General features: G+C 72.0%; 16 protein-coding genes, 2 tRNA genes and 1 pseudogene. 14 read left to right on the forward strand and 5 right to left on the reverse strand.

Annotated features, from left to right (window positions below):
* Window positions 1-81: 81 nt before the first annotated feature.
* Together C1708_RS21790 and C1708_RS21795 are read left to right on the forward strand one after the other, a co-directional pair.
* Complete coding sequence (locus C1708_RS21790) at window positions 82-1,149, forward strand: SCO2583 family membrane protein (RefSeq protein ID WP_106414255.1); 1,068 nt, start codon at window positions 82-84, stop codon at window positions 1,147-1,149.
* Between the two features lie 149 nt (window positions 1,150-1,298).
* Window positions 1,299-2,012: pseudogene (locus C1708_RS21795) on the forward strand (DUF4158 domain-containing protein); the annotation flags it as partial.
* 32 nt (window positions 2,013-2,044) lie between these two features.
* Here the strand turns inward: C1708_RS21795 and C1708_RS21800 are convergent.
* Window positions 2,045-2,782, reverse strand: coding sequence for an SDR family NAD(P)-dependent oxidoreductase (locus C1708_RS21800; protein WP_106414256.1), 738 nt, complete (start codon window positions 2,780-2,782; stop codon window positions 2,045-2,047).
* Between the two features lie 146 nt (window positions 2,783-2,928).
* A complete protein-coding gene (locus C1708_RS35855; RefSeq protein WP_198602558.1) occupies window positions 2,929-4,014 on the reverse strand; it encodes an MFS transporter in 1,086 nt (361 codons plus the stop codon).
* Between the two features lie 343 nt (window positions 4,015-4,357).
* Between C1708_RS35855 and C1708_RS21815 the strand changes: the two genes are divergently transcribed.
* The 3 genes from C1708_RS21815 to C1708_RS21825 all read left to right on the forward strand — a co-directional run bounded on the left by C1708_RS21815 (window position 4,358) and on the right by C1708_RS21825 (window position 7,246).
* Window positions 4,358-4,942: a helix-turn-helix domain-containing protein gene (locus C1708_RS21815; protein ID WP_106414257.1), complete on the forward strand. Its 585-nt coding sequence runs from the start codon at window positions 4,358-4,360 to the stop codon at window positions 4,940-4,942.
* A gap of 104 nt (window positions 4,943-5,046) precedes the next feature.
* Window positions 5,047-6,213, forward strand: a complete 1,167-nt coding sequence (locus tag C1708_RS21820) for an IS30 family transposase (protein ID WP_106416419.1) — start codon at window positions 5,047-5,049, stop codon at window positions 6,211-6,213.
* 352 nt (window positions 6,214-6,565) lie between these two features.
* Window positions 6,566-7,246 carry a serine/threonine-protein kinase gene (locus C1708_RS21825; protein ID WP_241911310.1) on the forward strand — a complete coding sequence of 227 codons (681 nt, stop codon included), beginning with the start codon at window positions 6,566-6,568 and terminating at the stop codon, window positions 7,244-7,246.
* 261 nt (window positions 7,247-7,507) lie between these two features.
* Here the strand turns inward: C1708_RS21825 and C1708_RS21830 are convergent, their stop codons facing one another.
* The gene (locus C1708_RS21830) at window positions 7,508-8,614 is read right to left on the reverse strand and encodes a M48 family metallopeptidase (RefSeq protein WP_106414258.1); all 1,107 of its coding nucleotides are present in this window, start codon (window positions 8,612-8,614) and stop codon (window positions 7,508-7,510) included.
* Window positions 8,615-8,904: 290 nt separating this feature from the next.
* Between C1708_RS21830 and C1708_RS34455 the strand changes: the two genes are divergently transcribed.
* The 9 genes from C1708_RS34455 to C1708_RS21870 all read left to right on the forward strand — a co-directional run bounded on the left by C1708_RS34455 (window position 8,905) and on the right by C1708_RS21870 (window position 13,816).
* Window positions 8,905-9,069 carry a hypothetical protein gene (locus C1708_RS34455; RefSeq protein WP_198602559.1) on the forward strand — a complete coding sequence of 55 codons (165 nt, stop codon included), beginning with the start codon at window positions 8,905-8,907 and terminating at the stop codon, window positions 9,067-9,069.
* Between the two features lie 70 nt (window positions 9,070-9,139).
* On the forward strand, window positions 9,140-9,778 hold the full coding sequence (gene nadD / locus C1708_RS21835; protein WP_106414259.1) for a nicotinate-nucleotide adenylyltransferase: 639 nt from the start codon (window positions 9,140-9,142) through the stop codon (window positions 9,776-9,778).
* 16 nt (window positions 9,779-9,794) lie between these two features.
* Window positions 9,795-11,549: a LytR C-terminal domain-containing protein gene (locus tag C1708_RS21840; RefSeq protein ID WP_106414260.1), complete on the forward strand. Its 1,755-nt coding sequence runs from the start codon at window positions 9,795-9,797 to the stop codon at window positions 11,547-11,549.
* Between the two features lie 94 nt (window positions 11,550-11,643).
* Window positions 11,644-12,090 (forward strand): ribosome silencing factor, encoded by a 447-nt coding sequence (rsfS, locus tag C1708_RS21845; protein WP_106414261.1) that lies wholly within the window; start codon window positions 11,644-11,646, stop codon window positions 12,088-12,090.
* A complete protein-coding gene (locus C1708_RS21850; protein ID WP_106416420.1) occupies window positions 12,087-12,755 on the forward strand; it encodes a histidine phosphatase family protein in 669 nt (222 codons plus the stop codon). The genes rsfS and C1708_RS21850 overlap by 4 nt, the downstream gene beginning before the upstream one ends.
* Window positions 12,756-12,918: 163 nt before the next feature.
* Window positions 12,919-12,991: transfer RNA gene (locus C1708_RS21855), tRNA-Ala, on the forward strand.
* A gap of 202 nt (window positions 12,992-13,193) precedes the next feature.
* Window positions 13,194-13,367 (forward strand): hypothetical protein, encoded by a 174-nt coding sequence (locus C1708_RS21860; protein WP_106414262.1) that lies wholly within the window; start codon window positions 13,194-13,196, stop codon window positions 13,365-13,367.
* Between the two features lie 3 nt (window positions 13,368-13,370).
* Window positions 13,371-13,604, forward strand: a complete 234-nt coding sequence (locus tag C1708_RS21865; RefSeq protein ID WP_005479297.1) for a hypothetical protein — start codon at window positions 13,371-13,373, stop codon at window positions 13,602-13,604.
* 139 nt (window positions 13,605-13,743) lie between these two features.
* Window positions 13,744-13,816, forward strand: a tRNA-Ala gene (locus C1708_RS21870).
* A gap of 149 nt (window positions 13,817-13,965) precedes the next feature.
* Here C1708_RS21870 and C1708_RS21875 read toward each other — a convergent pair.
* The gene (locus C1708_RS21875) at window positions 13,966-15,579 is read right to left on the reverse strand and encodes an NADH-quinone oxidoreductase subunit NuoF family protein (protein WP_106414263.1); all 1,614 of its coding nucleotides are present in this window, start codon (window positions 15,577-15,579) and stop codon (window positions 13,966-13,968) included.
* Entirely contained in the window at window positions 15,576-16,814 is a 1,239-nt protein-coding gene (locus tag C1708_RS21880; protein ID WP_106414264.1) for a ferric reductase-like transmembrane domain-containing protein, read from the reverse strand. The genes C1708_RS21875 and C1708_RS21880 overlap by 4 nt, the downstream gene beginning before the upstream one ends.
* Between the last annotated feature and the right edge of the window lie 459 nt (window positions 16,815-17,273).

Here is a 17,273-nt window from a genome sequence, read left to right on the forward strand (position 1 = left end):
CCCGCGGCGTGGCGGGAACCTGCCACGGGCCGGATCGCCGACGGGCGTTTACCGGCACCCCGCCGGACCTACCCTGAAGGTATGGGAGAGCCTTCGGACCCGCCCGAGGGGACGCCCGGGGGAGGCGGCGAGGACGAGTACCGGTCCGTCGTCTTCGACGAGACCTTCGTGCGCGCTGCACGGCTCCAGGAGTTCTCCGCGCAGGAGCGCATCACCGACCACACGCCCGCCGTGCGGCGTCTCCCGCCGGCCCGCCGCGGCGGGCTGTCCCGGCAGGCCCTCGTGCTGGTCCTGCTGATCGCCGTGGCCTTCGGCACCGCCGTCTACATGGGCGTACGCCACCCCTACCGGACACCCGTCGCCGAGCGGCCCGCCGAGCCCCTGCGGATGACCGTCGTGCCCCTCGCCCCCGAGGACCCGGTGCCCGGCGCCCGCGACGTGGAGCGGCTGTACGCGCACAGTCCCGCCGCGCGGTTCCGCCCCGGAGCCGAGGGCGTGCCCCTCCCGCCGACCCGGCGCACCGCGCACTTCTCCGACGACCAGGTCGTGTCCGCCCTGCTCACCGCGAGGGACTACGTCGTACGGTCCGCCCTCGACCCGGCCGTGATCACCGGCGGCGAGACCCGGACCGTGCGGGTACTGCTCGACTCCCGCCAGCGGGAGCAGTTCGACGAGAGCGTCGACCGGCCCGCCGCCGACGGACGGCACGCGGTCACCGGATGGCTGGTCCGCTTCGACCCCACCCGGGTCGAACTGGCCGACCCGTACATCCGGGTCCGGGGCACCCTCCAGGCCGCCGAGGCCGACTCCGGGACGCTGGAGGTCACCACCGACCACACCGTCGTCTACGCGCTGCGGCCGGCCGACGCGGGCCGGGACGCGGAGGCGTCGCTGTTCACCGTCCGCCGCGAGCTGCGGTTCCGCTTCGACCGCGAGGACCTGCGGCTGCACCAGGCGGAACTGGTCCTCTCCCACGTCCAGGCAGGCCCCCAGTCCTGCGCCCTGGACCCGGCCTCCCGCCTCCACCCCCTCCTCGCCGGCCAACGCGCCGACCGCACGACCCCGCCCGGCACCGACCCCTACGCCCCCGGCACCACGGCCCCGGCGCTCTGCGGCACGCTCTCCCGGGCGGCGCAGCCACAGCTGTGAGCGGAGGGCGGGGCGCCGGCCTCGGGGAACATCGGTACAGCGGTTAACGCTAAGCCGGTGATCATGGCGTCTAGTACAGGTGGCGGGCTCGGCGGCGGGATTCGGTGGAAGATCCCTGAACGGCTGCGGGCGCCGACAGCTTCGCGCTCATGCCAGTGGAGTTCCTGACCGATGAGCAGGCGGCGTCGTACGGCAAGCTCAACGAGGAGCCGACCCGGCCGGAGCTGGAGCGGTTCTTCTTCTTGGACGACGAGGACCGCAAGCTGATCGGGAGGCGGCGCGGGGACCACAGTCGGCTCGGGTTCGCTCTCCAGATGTGCACGGTGCGCTACATCGGCCGCTTCCTCCCGGATGACCCGCTCGACGTGCCGTGGGTCGTGGTCGAGCACCTGGCCGCGCAGCTCGGCATCGAGGACATCTCGTGTGTGAAGCGGTACACCGAACGCAAGCCGACGGCGTACGAGCACGCGTGGGAGATCCGGGACGCCTACGAGTACCGCGAGTACGAGGACGCGGAGTGGCCGCGCCGGTTCCGTACCTTCCTGCACGGGCGGGCGTGGACGCACGCCGAGGGGCCGGTGGCGCTGTTCAACCAGGCGGCGGGCTGGCTGCGCCGGCACCGGGTGCTGCTGCCCGGGGTGAGCGTGTCGGCCCGGCAGGTGTCGGAGGCCCGGAAGGGCGCGGAGAAGCGGCTGCACGCCACCGCGGCGGGCGCCGCCCGCCGCGCCGACCCGGCGCTGCCCGGGGAACTGGTGGTGACGCTCAAGACGCCGGAGGGCTCGCGGTTCTCGGAGCTGGAGCGGCTGCGCCGGCCGCCGACGCGGGCGACCGGGACGGCGTTCGCCCGCGCGCTGGAGCGGGTGGTGACGTGCCTTCCTCGGCGGTCGCATGCCGATCAGCCGAGGGCGGGTCGGCCGCCCATCGCGCTGAGTGTGGCGCCGTTGACGTAGCTGGCATCGGGGGAGGCCATGAAGGCGATGGCTCCGGCGATTTCCTCGGGGTCGGCGAGGCGCTGGAGAGCGACGGCCTGTCCTGCGGATTCGAAGGCGTCGCCGTAGGCGGCGGTGCCCTCCGTGCGGGTGGGACCGGCGGCGACGGCGTTGACGCGGACTCCGGCGGGGCCGTACTCGGCGGCCCAGACGCGGGTGAGGGATTCCAGGGCGGCTTTGGTGGCTCCGTAGATGCCGCTGCCGAGGCCGGGGGTGTCGGCAGCGCCGCTGCTGACGTTGATGATGGCGCCGTGTCCGCGTTCGGTCATGCCGGGGGCGAGGGCCTGGACGAGGAGGTAGGGGGCGCGGAGGTTGACGGCGATGTGGGCGTCGAAGGTGGCGGGGGTGGTGTCGACGGTGCGGGCGAAGTGGAAGATCCCCGCGTTGTTGACCAGGATGTCGACTTCTCCGGCCCGGTCGGCCAAGGCGGTGACCTGTGCGGGATCAGTCAGGTCGGCGGGCTCGAAGCGGGCTTTGGCGCCGAGGGCTTCGATACGCTGGAGGGTGTCGGTGGCGCGCTGCTCGTTGCGGCCGTGGACGATGATGCTGGCGCCGCGGGCGGCCAGAGCCTGAGCGGTGGCCCGTCCGATGCCGGCGGTGGCGCCGGTGACCAGAGCGGTCTGCTGAGCGAGGTCGTGGTGCATGGTCGTGCTCGTTCCTGTGCGGTGTCGGCTGTTTGCGGGCGGGGCTAATGGGTGCGCTGGGCGGTCAGGACGGTGTCGTGGATGGTGACCTGTCGACCGTCGGGTGTGGTGGCGGTGCGGGGGCGGGCGGTGCGGGTGACGGGCTTTCAGGCGTGTGCGGGGAGGTCGTCGATGAGGTCGTCGGCGGTGTAGAAGATGTCGGGTTCGGGCGGGCGGGGCATGGCGGTGTCCAGGTCGCTGGGGTGGTGGCCGATGATCACCAGATGTCCGTCGCGGGCGACTCGTGAGGCGAGGGCGGCGAAGACGGCGAGGCGCAGGGGTGAGGGGAAGTGGAGGAAGGAGGCGGTGACGAGGTCGTAGCAGGGGGCGCCGTCATCGTGGGGCGTCCAGGTGCGGATGTCGGCCTTCTGCCAGGTGAGGCGGCCGGCCAGTGCGGCCGGGGTGTGGTCGGCTGCGCGGGCGAGGGCCTGGGCGGAGAAGTCGGTGCCGGTGACCTGCCAGCCTGCCTGGGCCAGCCAGAGGGCGTCGGCGCCCTCGCCGCATCCCGCCTCCAGCGCCGTACCCGGCACGAGCGCGCTTGCCGCCTCGACGAGAGCGGGGTTGGGCTGTCCGCTCCACAAGGGGTTGGGCTGGTGGTAGCGCTGGTCCCAGAACGCGGCTTCGTAGCGCGGATCGGTGTCACTCATCAGGAGTTCTCCAGGGTGTGGTCGGGGGGCTGGGGTGATCATGCGGGGGGTGTCGGGGGCGGGGATGCGGCGTGCCCAGAGACCGAACAGGAGCAGGCCGGCCAGGAGGAAGGCGGCGGTCGCGGGCAGGGCCGCTCCCAGACCGCCCTCCAGGCCGCCGGTGGCGGACAGCACGCCGGCCAGGACGGCCAGGCCCATGCCGCCGCCGAGTTGCTGCAGGCCTTGGGTGAGACTGGCGGCGGCGCCGATGTGCTCGGTGGGGGCCTGGTGCATGATCATGGCGGTGGCGGGGGCGAAAGTGGCGCCGGCGCCCGCGCCAAGCAGGATCGAGGGCAGCAGCACGGTGACGATCGAGGTGTGCGCGTCGGCGTCGGCAGCCACCAGCGCCGTCCAGGCGATGCCCAGCACCAGCCCGGCAAGTCCCGTGCTGCCGATGACGCGCTCGCCCAGGCGCGGCAGCAGCCAGGGGGTGAGCTGGCTGGTGGCGATCAGGCCGGCGGTGAAGGGCACCAGGGCAAGGCCGGTCTGGATCGGGGTGAAGCCCAAGCACCTGCTGGGTGAGCAGGGTGGTGAGGAACAGGAAGCCGACCTGCCCGGCCGGGACGACCAGCATCGCCAGCAGCGGGCCCGAGCTGCGCATGGAGGAGAAGAACGCCAGCGGCATCACCGAGATCACCGCAGCCAGCGCCACCGGCCCACGCCGCACCGCCACCGCCACCGCCGCGCCGGGCGTAGCCGCGGCCCGCGGCGCCTCCGGCGCCTCGGTCCTGCTGTCGTTGCTCATCACGTCTCCATCACGTGCGGCGGACCCGATCGGCGCGCCTGGGTCCACAGTCACGCCGACCGTGCCGGAGCGCAAAGATCCTTGCTGTGGTGGCAAGGTGGAAGGATGGATGACGAGACACAGTCGACGATGGCCGCGGTCGGCCCCCGCCTCAAAGGGCTGCGCACCCAGCGCAACCTCTCCCTGACAGCCCTCGCCGAAGCCACCGGCATATCCCTCAGCACGCTCTCGCGCCTGGAATCAGGCCAGCGCCGCCCCACCCTCGAACTGCTCCTGCCCCTGGCCCGGGAACTGCGCGTGGACATCGGCCAGCTCATCGGCGCCCCGCAGACGGGCGACCCCCGCCTGCACCTCCAGCCCGTCACCCGCCACGGCATGACCATGCTCCCGCTCACCCGACGGGCAGGCAGCCTGCAAGCCTACAAATTGATCATCTCGCCGAAGATGCGCTCGCCCGAACCCGAGCAGGCCAGCCACGAGGGCTACGAATGGATCTACGTCCTCGACGGCCGACTGCGCCTGGTCCTGGGCGACAACGACCTGATCATGGGCCCGGGCGAAGCCGCCGAATTCGACACCCGCACCCCCCACTGGTTCGGCAACGCCGACGAACACCCCGTCGAGATTCTCAGCCTCCTCGGCCACCAAGGAGAACGCGCACACCTCCGCGCCCGCACCACACCACGATGAACCCCCTGCGGCCACGCCTGCCATTCCACCCTGTGGGCAAAGGATGGCACCCTCAAGTGATCAACGCACCACCCTCGGATGATCATGTGATCGTGGAGGCACAGGTGCGTGACTACGGGTTTTCGCCAGCTCAGCAGGACGAGATCTGGAGACGCTGGCGCGAGGGGCAGTCGTTCAGCTTGATCGGGCGGGCGCTCGGGGCGCCGATGCAGAGCGCCCGTCGGTTCCTGCACCAGAGCGGCGGCGTCCGCCTCGCCGCTCAGATGCGGTCAGAGCGGCATCTGAACGGCAGAGAGCGCGAGGAGATATCCCGCGGCCTCGCCGCCGGGGAATCGGCCCGGCAGCTGGCCAAGCGGCTAGGCCGATCTCCTTCGACCATCTCACGCGAGATCGCCCGCAACGGCGGCCGGGACCGCTACCGAGCCGCGTCGGCCGATGCGGCCGCCTACGAGCGCGGGCGCCGCCCCAAGCAGGCCAAACTCGCCCAGCGACCTGCTCTACGCGCCCTGGTGGAAGCCAAGCTCGCTCTGTGCTGGTCACCCGAGCAGATCGCAGGATGGCTGCGCCGGCAGTTTCCTGATGACGCCTCCATGCAGATCTCGCACGAAGCGATCTACCTCTCGCTCTACGACCCTCGCCGGCGCCAGGCGATCGACCGCAGCCTCACCCAGCGGCTGCGGTCAGGCAGGCCCATGCGCCGTCCGAAGATCGCCCGTCGGCCCACCGGGCGGGGCGTCATCCGCGGCATGGTGTCCATCACCGCCCGCCCCGCGGAGGTCGAGGACCGCAAGATCCCGGGCCACTGGGAGGGCGACCTCGTCATGGGTACCCGGCCCTCGGCCGTCGCCACGCTGGTCGAGCGCACCAGCCGTTACACGGCCATCGTCGCGCTGCCCGACGGCATCAAGGCCGAGCAAGTCACTCCGCATCTCACCAGGAATCTCCTCGGCATCCCGCCCCAGCTACGACGAACGCTCACCTGGGACCGAGGGCGCGAGATCGCCGAGCACCAGGCCATCACCGCCGAGACGGGGATGCCGATCTACCTCTGCAAGCCGCGCAGCCCGTGGCAGCGCGGCACCAACGAGAACACCAACCGGCTGCTTCGGCAGTACCTGCCCAAGGGCGCGGACCTTCGCAGGTTCAGCCAGGCCGACCTGGACGCCATCGCCCACGAGCTCAACCACCGCCCGCGCAAGATCCATGGCTACCGCACTCCGGCAGAGGTCTACGCTGACCTTCTGAACAGCGGTGATGCGCTGACCGCTTGAGCTCGCCATCGTTTGACGACAGGCGGCCGACGCGTCCGATGAACCCGTGCAATCCGGGGTTCGCGGCGGCGCGAATCCAATCAGATCCGAGGGTGATTGCTGACGGAGTCTGACGACGGACAGGGTCCGATCCTCCGTACGGAAGGGGCCCCTCGGTGGCGAACCCGGTCCACAAGCGGGTCCCGACCGACCAGCGGTCAGCCGCCCGGCAGAGCCTCGTCCTCGACGAAGCCGGCATCGACGAGCCGGTCGTCTTCGAGGAGGACGGCGGCACCTCCACCCGCTCCAGCGGCCGAAGTCCGGCGAGCTGCTCACCTACGCGCGGCCGGGCGGCACCGGGCACATCCTCGACGTGCTCGACGTCCTCCACCGCGACCAGGTGGCGCTGCGCATCCACGACGGCGCGTTCTCCGCGATGGACCTCACCGCCCGCCACCCGCGCACCGGAGAGCTGCTGTCCACCGTGAAGTTCACGGTGCAGACCCTGGCCGCCGCGGGCGAACTCCAGCGCGACCTCCAACGGGAGCTGACGTACGACGGGCTGCGGGCCGCCGAGGCCAAGGGCAGCAAGGGCGGGCGCCGCCCCGCCGTGGCGGCCGACAGGACGACACCGTGCGCACCGCGTACGTGGAGGGCCGTTCGATCGCCGCCCTCGCCCGCGACCACCGGGTCAGCCGCGGCGCGATCCGCACGGCCGTCGCGGACCTCATGCCCGACCACACCGCCGCTGAGGAGAATGCCCCCGCCCGGAGCCGCCGGTCACCCTCGCCATGCCGGGCAAGCTCGCCGACTTCCTCCACGCGGCCGACTTGGAGCCCGCCGGGCGGGCCGCGCTCGACCAGGGGGCACCGTACGGCGAGGTCAGGGCTACACCCTGCGCGTCACCGCCGTGCCCGCGGTCCACCGCCGACTTCTCGACCTCTCCCAGCCTCTCGACGGCGCCCCTGGGGCCGCTGTGATCCCGGCCCAGCGCAAGGCCCGCCGCGAGTACGCGAACCGCGTCACCGCTCTCGGAGCTCCGGCCTGGCCATGATCACCGGCTTAGCGTTAACCGCTGTACCGATGTTCCCCGAGGCCGGGCGCCGGCTCAGCCGCCGCGCGCCCGCGCGCCCGCGCGCCCGCCCGGCCGAGCGGCCGAGCGGCCGGAGACGCCGGCCCGCCCGGCTCTGAGAGGTCGAGGGCGGCGGTCGAGGGGCAGTCGGCCGTCGTGCGGCGATGCGTCTCGGGCGCACGGGTGTGCCTGCCCGGCCGTCGTGCCGGTGACGCGGCGCGGATCCCGCGCCGCGTCACCGGCTCACGCCTCGTCGCGCGGCGGGTTCCGGTCGTCGTCGGGGTCCGGGCGGGAGGACGGGCCCGGCTTCGGGCCGGTGAAGCCGCCGAAGCCGCGGCGGACCCGGTCGCCCAGGTCGCCCGCGCCGCCCGCGATGTCGCTGACCAGCTTCATCAGCGGGTCCTTGGAGGTCCGCACCTCGCCGGCGTAGGCGCTCGCCGACTCCCGCCAGGAGTCCCGCACCGACGCGTCCTTGTCCTCCTCGCGGCGCGGGTAGTGGCCGTCCATGATCCGCTGGTACTCGCGGGAGGCCGCCCACTTCTTCAGCTCGGCCGCCCGCACCGTGGTGAACGGGTGCGAGCGCGGCAGCACGTTCAGGATCTTCAGCACGGAGTCGCGCAGGTCCCCGCCCGACTCGTACTCCTCGGCCTGCTCCAGGAACGCGTCCACGTTCATCTCGTGCAGGTGGTTGCCGCCCGCGATCTTCATCAGGCCGCGCATCGACGCCTGGAGGTCCTGGCCGACCAGCAGCCCCGCGCGGTCCGCCGACAGCTCCGACTTGCGGAACCACTCCCGCAGCGCGGTGACGATCGCCATGATCGCCACGTTGCCCAGCGGGATCCAGGCCACCCGGACCGCGAGCGACGTCAGGAACAGCAGGACCGTCCGGTACACCGAGTGACCGGACAGCGCGTGCCCGACCTCGTGCCCGACGACCGCCCGCATCTCCTCCTCGTCGAGCAGCTCCACCAGACCCGTGGTCACCACGATGACCGGCTCGTCGAGGCCGATGCACATCGCGTTGGGGTTCGGGTCCTGGTTGACGTACATCGGCGGGACCTTCTCCAGGTCCAGGATGTAGCAGGCGTCCCGCAGCATGTCGTTGAGGTGGGCGAACTGCCGGTCCGAGACCCGTACCGAGTCGGACAGGAACAGCAGCCGCAGACTGCGCTCGGGCAGCAGCCCGCTGAGCGCCTTGAAGACCGTGTCGAACCCGCTCAGCTTCCGCAGCGCCACCAGCGCGGAACGGTCGGCGGGGTGTTCGTACGCACGCGAGGAGATTCCGGGGAAGCGCCTGCGCTGCCTGCCGGGCACCCTCTCGTGCCCGTGGTGCTGGTGGCCGTCGGACATGTATCCCCCATGTGCGTCTGAGTGACCTGTGCGGTCGCCGGTGCGGCCCTTCGCTCCCCCGCGGCGGGACCCAGCCTAGGCGGAGATTCCGTGCGCGGGCAGCAGGGACGGCCGCTCCGTGCGGCTCCACGCGGAAGGACGACCGGGCACCGGGCAACGGTTGCCTCCCCGCGCCGGACGCCGGACGCCGCACGCCCGCAACGGCGGAGTCGGCGTGATCGCCGTGAAGTCGCCCGCTTACGATGAGCCCACGTCTTTATCCCGCCCACACGCGATAGGTCCTGCCGAAGATGAGCTTCCCCAGCACCGCTGTCCAGATGGTCACGCTCGCCGCCGAGGGCGGAGAGCACGGCGGCAACCACCAGAGCCTCAACCCCTGGGTCACGGGAGGCGGCGCCCTGCTCGCGCTGCTGCTCCTGCTGTGGATCACCACCCGCTTCAACCGCGACCGCTGAACCGCCGGGCCCCCGTCTCCGGGGCACTGGCCGACGGAGCCCGCGGGCCGGGCCGGTAGGGTCTGCACGCATGGGAGAGCAGGACATGCCTACCGGCCCCGGCACCGGCCCGGGCGAGCGGGGCAAGCGCCGTCTGGGCGTCATGGGCGGCACTTTCGACCCGATCCACCACGGGCACCTCGTGGCGGCCAGCGAGGTGGCCGCGCAGTTCCACCTCGACGAGGTGGTCTTCGTCCCCACCGGCCAGCCGTGGCAGAAGAGCCACCGCGCGGTCTCGCCCGCCGAGGACCGTTACCTGATGACGGTCATCGCCACCGCCGAGAACCCGCAGTTCTCGGTGAGCCGCATCGACATCGACCGCGGCGGACCCACCTACACCGTGGACACCCTGCGCGACCTCGACGCGCTCAACCCGGACACGGACCTGTTCTTCATCACCGGCGCCGACGCCCTCGCCCAGATCCTGACCTGGCGCGACAGCGAGGAACTGTTCTCCCTGGCACACTTCATCGGCGTGACCCGGCCCGGCCACCACCTGACCGACGCCGGTCTGCCCGAGGGCGGTGTCTCGCTCGTGGAGGTCCCGGCCCTCGCCATCTCCTCCACGGACTGCCGTGCGAGAGTCGCCAAGGGAGACCCCGTCTGGTACCTGGTGCCGGACGGTGTCGTGCGCTACATCGCCAAGCGTCAGCTGTATCGCGGCGAGTGAGCCGAGAGGGGCACCGGTGAACGACGGATACGACGCGGGGTACGGCGACGGGGGCCCGTACGAGCTCGTCGGCTACGACGAGTACGGCCGGCCGGTCTACCGCCAGGCCGCCGACCAGCAGACGCAGCAGGCCCAGCAGTACGACCCCTACGGGCAGCAGGGGCAGCAGGGGCAGCAGGGTTACGGCTACGACCCGTACGCCGCGGGCGGCCACCAGCAGCAGTCGTACGACCCGTACGGGAACGGCGGCGCCCCCGTGCCCCCGCAGCAGCAGCCGCAGGATCCCTCCTACGGCTCCTACGACTACGACGCCTACCAGCAGCAGCCCGCCCACGACCCCTACGGACAGGGCGCCGGCACCGGACAGCAGCCCCGGGTGACCGAGCAGACGGCGTACATACCGGAGCAGTCCGGCCACTCCACGGAGCGGACCGCGCACATCCCGCAGCAGTCCGGCCCGGTGGACGACGGGCCCGACGGCTCCGAGCCGGCCCCCGAGTACCGCACCGAGCAGTTCGCCTTCGTCGAGGAGCCCGACGACGACTCCGAGGACGTCATCGACTGGCTCAAGTTCACCGAGAACCGCACCGAGCGCCGCGAGGAGGCCCGGCGCCGCGCCCGCAGCCGGATCATCGCCCTCACCGTGGTGCTCGCGCTGGTCGTCGCCGGCGGCGTCGGCTACCTCTGGTACGCCGGGAAGCTGCCCGGACTCTCCGGCTCCGGCACGGGCGCCGGCACCACCACCGCCGCGGGCGCGCAGAAGCGGGACGTGCTCGTCGTCCACCTGCACGACACCGAGAACGGCGGCACCTCCACCGCGCTGCTCGTCGACAACACCACCACCCGGCAGGGCACCACGGTGCTGCTGCCCAACTCCCTCGCCCTCACCGCCGAGGACGGCACCACCACCACGCTCGCCAAGTCCGTCGAGGACGACGGCTCCGAGGGCACCAGGACCGCCCTCGACACCGTCCTCGGCACCGACATCGAGGGCACCTGGCGGCTGGACACCCCGTTCCTGCTCACCCTCGTCGACCTGGTCGGCAACATCGAGGTCGACACCGACACCGACGTGCCCGACCCGGACGCCAAGAGGAAGGGCGAGGCGCCGCTGGTCAGGAAGGGCAAGGGCCAGACCCTCGGCGGCAAGGCGGCCGTCGCCTACGCCACCCACCGCGCCCCGGGCGAGACCCAGAACGCCCAGCTGGAGCGGTTCGGCCAGGTGCTGCACGGCGTGCTGCGCAAGATGACCTCCGACCCGGACGCCGCCACGGTCACCGTCCAGACCCTCGGCCAGATCATCGAGCCGCCGCTGACCGACGCGGACCTCGGCGCCTTCCTCGCGGAGCTCTCCGACCTCGCCAAGGGCGGCGACCACCGCACGACGCTGCTCCCCGTCGAGGAGGACGGCACGCTCACCGCCGAGACCAGCGACAGCGTGGTCCAGGACGTCCTCGGCGGCACCGCCAAGAGCCCCGACCGGGACGCCGCGGTCACCGTCTCCGTGCGCAACGCCACCGGCGACAAGGACACCACCGAGAAGGCCCGGGTGGTGCTCCTCAACGGCGGCTTCACCTTCCTGGAGGGCGGCACCGCCGGCTCCGCCGAGGCCACCTCCGAGGTCGTCTACGCCGACCCCGCGGAGAAGGAGAACGCCACCGAGGTCGCCAAGACCCTGGGCCTGCCCGCCGACGCCGTCACCAAGGGCGAGATCCCCGGCAACGCGCGCGTGGCGGTGGTCCTCGGCCAGGACTACGACCCCGGCTCGTAGCGAGCAGAGGCGCACCCCGCGTCATCGCGTGGGGTGCGCCCGGCGGTCCGTGAGACCCTTGAGGACAAGTGACCGCCGACCCGAAAGCCGTGCAGTGACCGCAACCGACCGTTCCATCGAGCTCGTCAACACCGCCGCCCAGGCGGCCGCCGACAAGCTCGCGCACGACATCGTCGCCTACGACGTCAGTGACGTGCTGTCCATCACCGACGCATTCCTGCTGGCCTCCGCGCCGAACGACCGCCAGGTCAAGTCGATCGTCGACGAGATCGAGGAGCGGCTGAGCAAGGAGCTCGGCGCCAAGCCGGTCCGCCGCGAGGGTGACCGCGAGGCTCGCTGGGTGCTGCTCGACTACGTCGACATCGTCGTCCACGTCCAGCACAGCGAGGAGCGGGTCTTCTACGCCCTGGAGCGGCTGTGGAAGGACTGCCCCGAGCTGGACCTCCCCGAGGAGGCCAGGGCCACCCGCGGCAAGGCCGCCGAGCACGCCAAGCTCCAGGAGGCCGGGGAGGCGACGGAGCCGGGCGGTGAGTGGGGATGAGCGCCACCGGTGAGGTGGGCGGCTCCGCCGGCCGGGGCCGCCGCATCATCCTCTGGCGGCACGGCCAGACCCTGTGGAACGTGGAGCGCCGCTTCCAGGGCTCCACGGACGTCGAGCTGACCGAGACCGGCGTCGCCCAGGCCCGCCGGGCCGCCCGCCTGCTGGCGGGCCTCAGGCCCGACGCGATCATCGCCTCCGACCTGAAGCGGGCCGCCGCCACCGCCGCCGAGCTGGCCGCGCTCACCGGCCTGGACGTCGTCCACGACGAGGCCCTGCGGGAGACCTACGCGGGCGTCTGGCAGGGCCTGACGCACGACGAGATCATCGCCCGCCACGGCGACGAGTACGCCGCGTGGAAGCGCGGCGAGCCGGTCCGCCGGGGCGGCGGCGAACTGGAGACCGAGGTCGCCGACCGCGCCGCCCCCGTGGTGCTGCGGCACGCCGAGAAGCTCCCGGAGGACGGCACACTCGTGGTCGTCAGCCACGGCGGGACCATCCGCACCACCATCGGCCGGCTGCTCGGCCTCGACGCGCGCAGCTGGGAGAGCCTGGGCGGTCTCACCAACTGCTGCTGGTCCGTCCTCGGCGAGGGCGCCCGGGGCTGGCGGCTGCTGGAGCACAACGCCGGCAGCCTGCCGGAGCCGGTGCTCGGCGACGACGACTGAGGACGGCCGTGCCCGCCGCCGGCGCCGTCCGGCGGCGGCCGTGCGACCCGCCCAGAGGCGTCCCGGCCCCGGATTTCACTTTCTGGCAGGTCGCAGGCTAAAGTTCTTCTTGTTCGCCCCGCCGAGCGGGGCGAAACCAGGAAGCCACTTCACGTGGCGGCCAGGGGCTATAGCTCAGTTGGTAGAGCGCCTGCATGGCATGCAGGAGGTCAGGAGTTCAATTCTCCTTAGCTCCACATGGTGAAGATCCCGTCTCCCTCCGCGGAGGCGGGATCTTTTGTCGTCCGCGGGTGAGCGCGGCGGCGTTCTCCGACGTACACCTCTACGAGGCGTACAGCCGTGTCCTTACCGGTACCACGGCGTCGCTGACCGTATTGGCCCGGTCGTGGCAGAATCAAACGACCGGAAGGGGGCGCGGCCCGACGGGAGGGAGTTGTGATGCCTGCGAGCATCCTCGAGGAGGTCGACCACCTCCTCGGAGCGGTGTCGACCCGACGGACCTCTACCCGTCTCGGCTGCCCTTCCTGCGGTTCCGCGCACGTCGCCCAGGTGCTCGGCGACAACGGCGGGATCTCCTACGTGTGCACGGCCTGCGGCCACAGCTGGAGCTGACCGATGGGTGCACACAGGCGGAAGTGCGACTGGTGCGGCAGCGGCACGCCGATCGTCCGCGACATGGAGCCGGTCAACGCCGACTACCAGTACTGGTGCGAGGAGTGCGCGCGGGCGCTGATCATAAAAGGCGACCCCATCGAGACGTACCGGGAACTCGAGGGGGAGCCGATCTACGGCCGGCTGCTGGAGGAGCACTGCACCCTCAAACGCTTCTACTCGTTCGTGACGGCGTGAGCGCCTGACGGGGTGGGAGCGCTCCTTCGGGGGCGGGCGTTCCGGGCGGACCGGGGCGAAGCGAAACCGATTTGGTGTTGGGCCGGGGGGACCGTGTAAAGTTGGCGTCGCCGCCGGGGAGACCCGGGGGACACCGCAAGGGGCTATAGCTCAGTTGGTAGAGCGCCTGCATGGCATGCAGGAGGTCAGGAGTTCAATTCTCCTTAGCTCCACAGAAGTCGAGGGCGGATCATCCGAACGGATGGTCCGCCCTCGGTCGTTGTGCGCGCGTTCCCGGGCCGCCCGCGCCCAGGGGACGGGAACGCCCCTTTCCGGCGGCCTGAGACGCCCGGAAAGGGGCCGGCTGCGTGAGGGACCCCCGTCAGCGCCCCAGGGCGCGCCTGCCGCGTCCCTGGGAGAGCACCGGGAGGTTCCGGGACGGCGCCTTCGCCTGCGGGGCCGAGTCCTCGATGCGCAGGGCCAGCGCCGGGCAGCGGCGCACCGCGCGCAGCGCCTTCGCCTCGGCGTGACGCGGCACCTGAGCCTGAGCCACCGTGGGGAAGCCGTCCGCGCCGAGCTGGAACACCTCCGGGAGGATGTCCGCGCACAGTCCGTGGCCCCGGCACAGCGTCCAGTCGACGAAGATCTTCTGACGGCTGGGGCCGTTCCTCTCCTCGTCCTCGCCGCCCGGGACGCCCGTCGGGGCCGCGCCCCCCTCGAAGAGCGGCAGCACGCCCGCCACGGGCCGTCCGCAGCCGTTGCCGAGGGCATGGGCCGCGATGTCGTCGGTGAACGCCTTGAGGGTGGACTCCAGGAACATCGCGGAGCCGTCCGGGTGCGAACAGGCGCCGCGCCGCTTCACGTTCTTGGCGACCTGCCTGACCGCCTCGAACGCGGCCGGGCCGCCGCCGTTGAGGATGTCCTCCAGGCCGCGCGCGGCGGCCGGGAGCCCCAGGTAGCAGGGGCCGCACTGGTTGGCGCTCTCCTGCGCCAGCCACTTGGCCACCATCAGTGACTCGCCCAGCGGGCAGGTGTCCTGACTGATCGGCAGGATGGCGCCCGCGCCCAGCGAACCGCCCACCGCGTCCAGCGAGTTGCGGGAGACGATCGCCTCGTTCACGGTCGCCGCGTCGATCCACTTGCCGTGGTAGCCGCCCGTCAGCACGCCCTGCGGGACCGGCGGGGCGCCGGCCAGCTGGAGCACGTAGCGCAGCGGCACGCCGGTCGGCACCTCGATCACCATCGGGCGGGCCACCGCCCCGGACACCGTGAGCATCACGGTGCCCGGCTCGTCGTACAGGCCGGTGTTGCCGTAGCGCTCCGGGCCGATGCGGGCGGCGATGGCGAGCTGGGCGAACGTCTCGGCGTTGGACAGCAGCGTGGGCGCGCCGCCCACGCCGCTCCTGGAGGCGCTGGTCTTGCGGCCCGGGGGGATCGCCGGGCCGCCGTCGATGGAGCGGATCAGGGAGGCCGCGGCTCCCGTCACCATGCGCACCGGGTTGCGCTGCACACGGGCGCGCAGCACCGAGCGGCGGCCGTTGCTCAGGCCGCGCTCGGCGAGCGCCTGTTCCATCGAGCGCTGGGTGGACTCACGGGTGACCCCCACCACGAGCGTGCGGGCGCCCATGGCCTCGGCGCACAGCAGCGCGCCGTCGAGGATGAGATGGGGTGCGCGGTTGATGAGCACCGTGTCCTTGCGGCAGGCCGGTTCGTCCTCGCTGCCGTTGACGACGACGACCGGCCGGACGCCGCGCTTGATCGCCGATTCGGCGACCGCGCGCAGCTTCTTGTGGAAGGGGAAGCCCGCGCCGCCGCGGCCCCTGAGGTTGATGCGTTCGGCGAGCTGCGCGAGCTGCTCGCCGCCCAGGGGCTCGAGCGGCCCGTGCACCTTGAGGTGCATCTGCAGATCGAGCCGGTCGACAAGGTCGAAACCCGACGTGAGCTGGGGAAGCCCTACGACGCGGACTTCGGGGACGTCGGGCAGGGCCTCGTTCACTTAAAGCCTCCGGAAGGCGTGTTCCAAGGTTCGCCCGAACCCGGTGCGCCGAAGTCGTAGGACGACGGGGGCGCACCGGGGGCTGGTTCATTGGCGGGACCGCTGTTGTACGTGTCGTCCGGGTTGTACGTGCCGTAGAGCGTGTTCGTCTCAGCGGTGTCGTACACATCACTCGACCCGTAGCCGGAGGCGGCCGAATTGTCATAGGCCGGGATGGTGTATCCGGTGTCGTTGAGCGGGTCGTACGCCGACGGCGGGGCCTCGCCGACCGGCGGCGGGGACGGGATCGGCCAGCTGCCCGAGGTGCTGGAGGGCGTCTCCACGCGGGGTATCGCCTCCGTGGCCCGCAGGCCCGGCATCTCCATGCGGGCGGTGGCGTCCGGGAACGGGCCCTGCGCCGCGGACGGCCGGGGAGGCGCGGACACCGCGCGGTAGGCGGCCGCGAAGCCGTGCGCCGGTTCCGGGGCCGGCGCGGGCTCGGGGGTGTCGAACGACGGGCGGCCGGAGCGCGACCGCCTGTCGTCCCGGGCGTTCCCGCCGCCGTGACCGGGCAGGCCGGACTCGGCGGCGCGCGCTCCGGCCTCGTCCAGCCGGTCACGGCCCGGCTGCCGGCCGGTGAGGCCCAGCAGGGAGGTGAGGCGGTCGGCCACCTTGCGCTTGACCGGGCGCGGGGAGGCCCGCAGCATCAGGGCCGCGAACACGCCGAGCAGCGACAGGCCGTACAGGATCATGAAGACCGGCTTGGCCGCTCGACCCGCGTAGAGGCCGTGCACCAGCGCCGCGCACCAGGCCGGATAGGCCAGCATGTGCACCGCGCGCCAGCGGGCGGCGACCTCCGCGGGGGAGGCGAAGCGGTTGCGCAGGACGCCCGTGATCGCGACGAAGACCATCAGCATGCCGGCCAGGGTGCCGAGGCCGATCAGGAAGCTGCGTCCCATGACGGCCTCGTCGTCGGTGAGGACGAGCCCGAAGGGGAGCACGGCGGCGATCCACGTGGTGTGGTCCAGCGCCAGCTTGACGACGACGTGGATCAGCAGGAAGACGACGGCCGCGACCGCCGTGGTGCGGTGCACCGCCTGCGCGAGGATCCGCTGCCGGGGGCCGAGCAGGATCCGGTCCTGCGCCACGAGTCCCCAGATCACGGAGCAGCTGAGGCAGACCAGCGACAGGACGCCGACGCCGAAGTCGAGGAAGTCGACGAACCAGTCGTCCGCCGTGCTGTCGTCCGGCCTCACGACGCACCTCCGGACGTCCGGACGCGCAGCGGGCACGACGGAGTCGCAGCCGACCTGCCCCGAGCGGGGGGTGGGCTGCCGAGTGGACGAGGGTTCATGGGGGCAACTCCGAACGGTTCGGTAAAGCGGTCCCGCTGCCGCACTCTAAGCCTCGCCGTACCCGTCAGTACCAGGTTTGAGTTATTGCGCTGTTATCAAAAGACAATGAGGCTGTTGCGTTGTCCCTTAGGGGTTGTTACGCGAAGTAACCCTTGACCTTCGTCCGGTGCGCCGGGGAAGAGCGTCGCGGCCGGATCCGTCCCTGCGGTACCCTGACCGCATGCGTGCCGTACGCCTTCTGCTTAGCGAGCCGCGCTGATCAGTCCCGACCGCCGGAGTTCCGGCAGGCCGGAATCGGCGCGGCGTCCCCTCCTGTGCGAGGGGTTTTTTCATTTCCAGGAAGTCGCAGCAGCAGGCAGA

The organism is Streptomyces sp. DH-12, from assembly GCF_002899455.1.
GTDB lineage: Bacteria > Actinomycetota > Actinomycetes > Streptomycetales > Streptomycetaceae > Streptomyces.

What these genes read in the sequence shown, in the direction of transcription:
- C1708_RS21865 (WP_005479297.1), top strand. Translation starts at nt 13,371, where the DNA reads ATGGGTGCACACAGGCGGAAGTGCGACTGGTGCGGCAGCGGCACGCCG.
- C1708_RS21860 (WP_106414262.1), top strand. Translation starts at nt 13,194, where the DNA reads ATGCCTGCGAGCATCCTCGAGGAGGTCGACCACCTCCTCGGAGCGGTG.
- C1708_RS21790 (WP_106414255.1), top strand. Translation starts at nt 82, where the DNA reads ATGGGAGAGCCTTCGGACCCGCCCGAGGGGACGCCCGGGGGAGGCGGC.
- C1708_RS34455 (WP_198602559.1), top strand. Translation starts at nt 8,905, where the DNA reads ATGAGCTTCCCCAGCACCGCTGTCCAGATGGTCACGCTCGCCGCCGAG.
- C1708_RS21815 (WP_106414257.1), top strand. Translation starts at nt 4,358, where the DNA reads ATGGATGACGAGACACAGTCGACGATGGCCGCGGTCGGCCCCCGCCTC.
- C1708_RS21850 (WP_106416420.1), top strand. Translation starts at nt 12,087, where the DNA reads ATGAGCGCCACCGGTGAGGTGGGCGGCTCCGCCGGCCGGGGCCGCCGC.
- nadD (WP_106414259.1), top strand. Translation starts at nt 9,140, where the DNA reads ATGGGAGAGCAGGACATGCCTACCGGCCCCGGCACCGGCCCGGGCGAG.
- C1708_RS21830 (WP_106414258.1), bottom strand. Translation starts at nt 8,614, where the DNA reads ATGTCCGACGGCCACCAGCACCACGGGCACGAGAGGGTGCCCGGCAGG.
- C1708_RS21800 (WP_106414256.1), bottom strand. Translation starts at nt 2,782, where the DNA reads ATGCACCACGACCTCGCTCAGCAGACCGCTCTGGTCACCGGCGCCACC.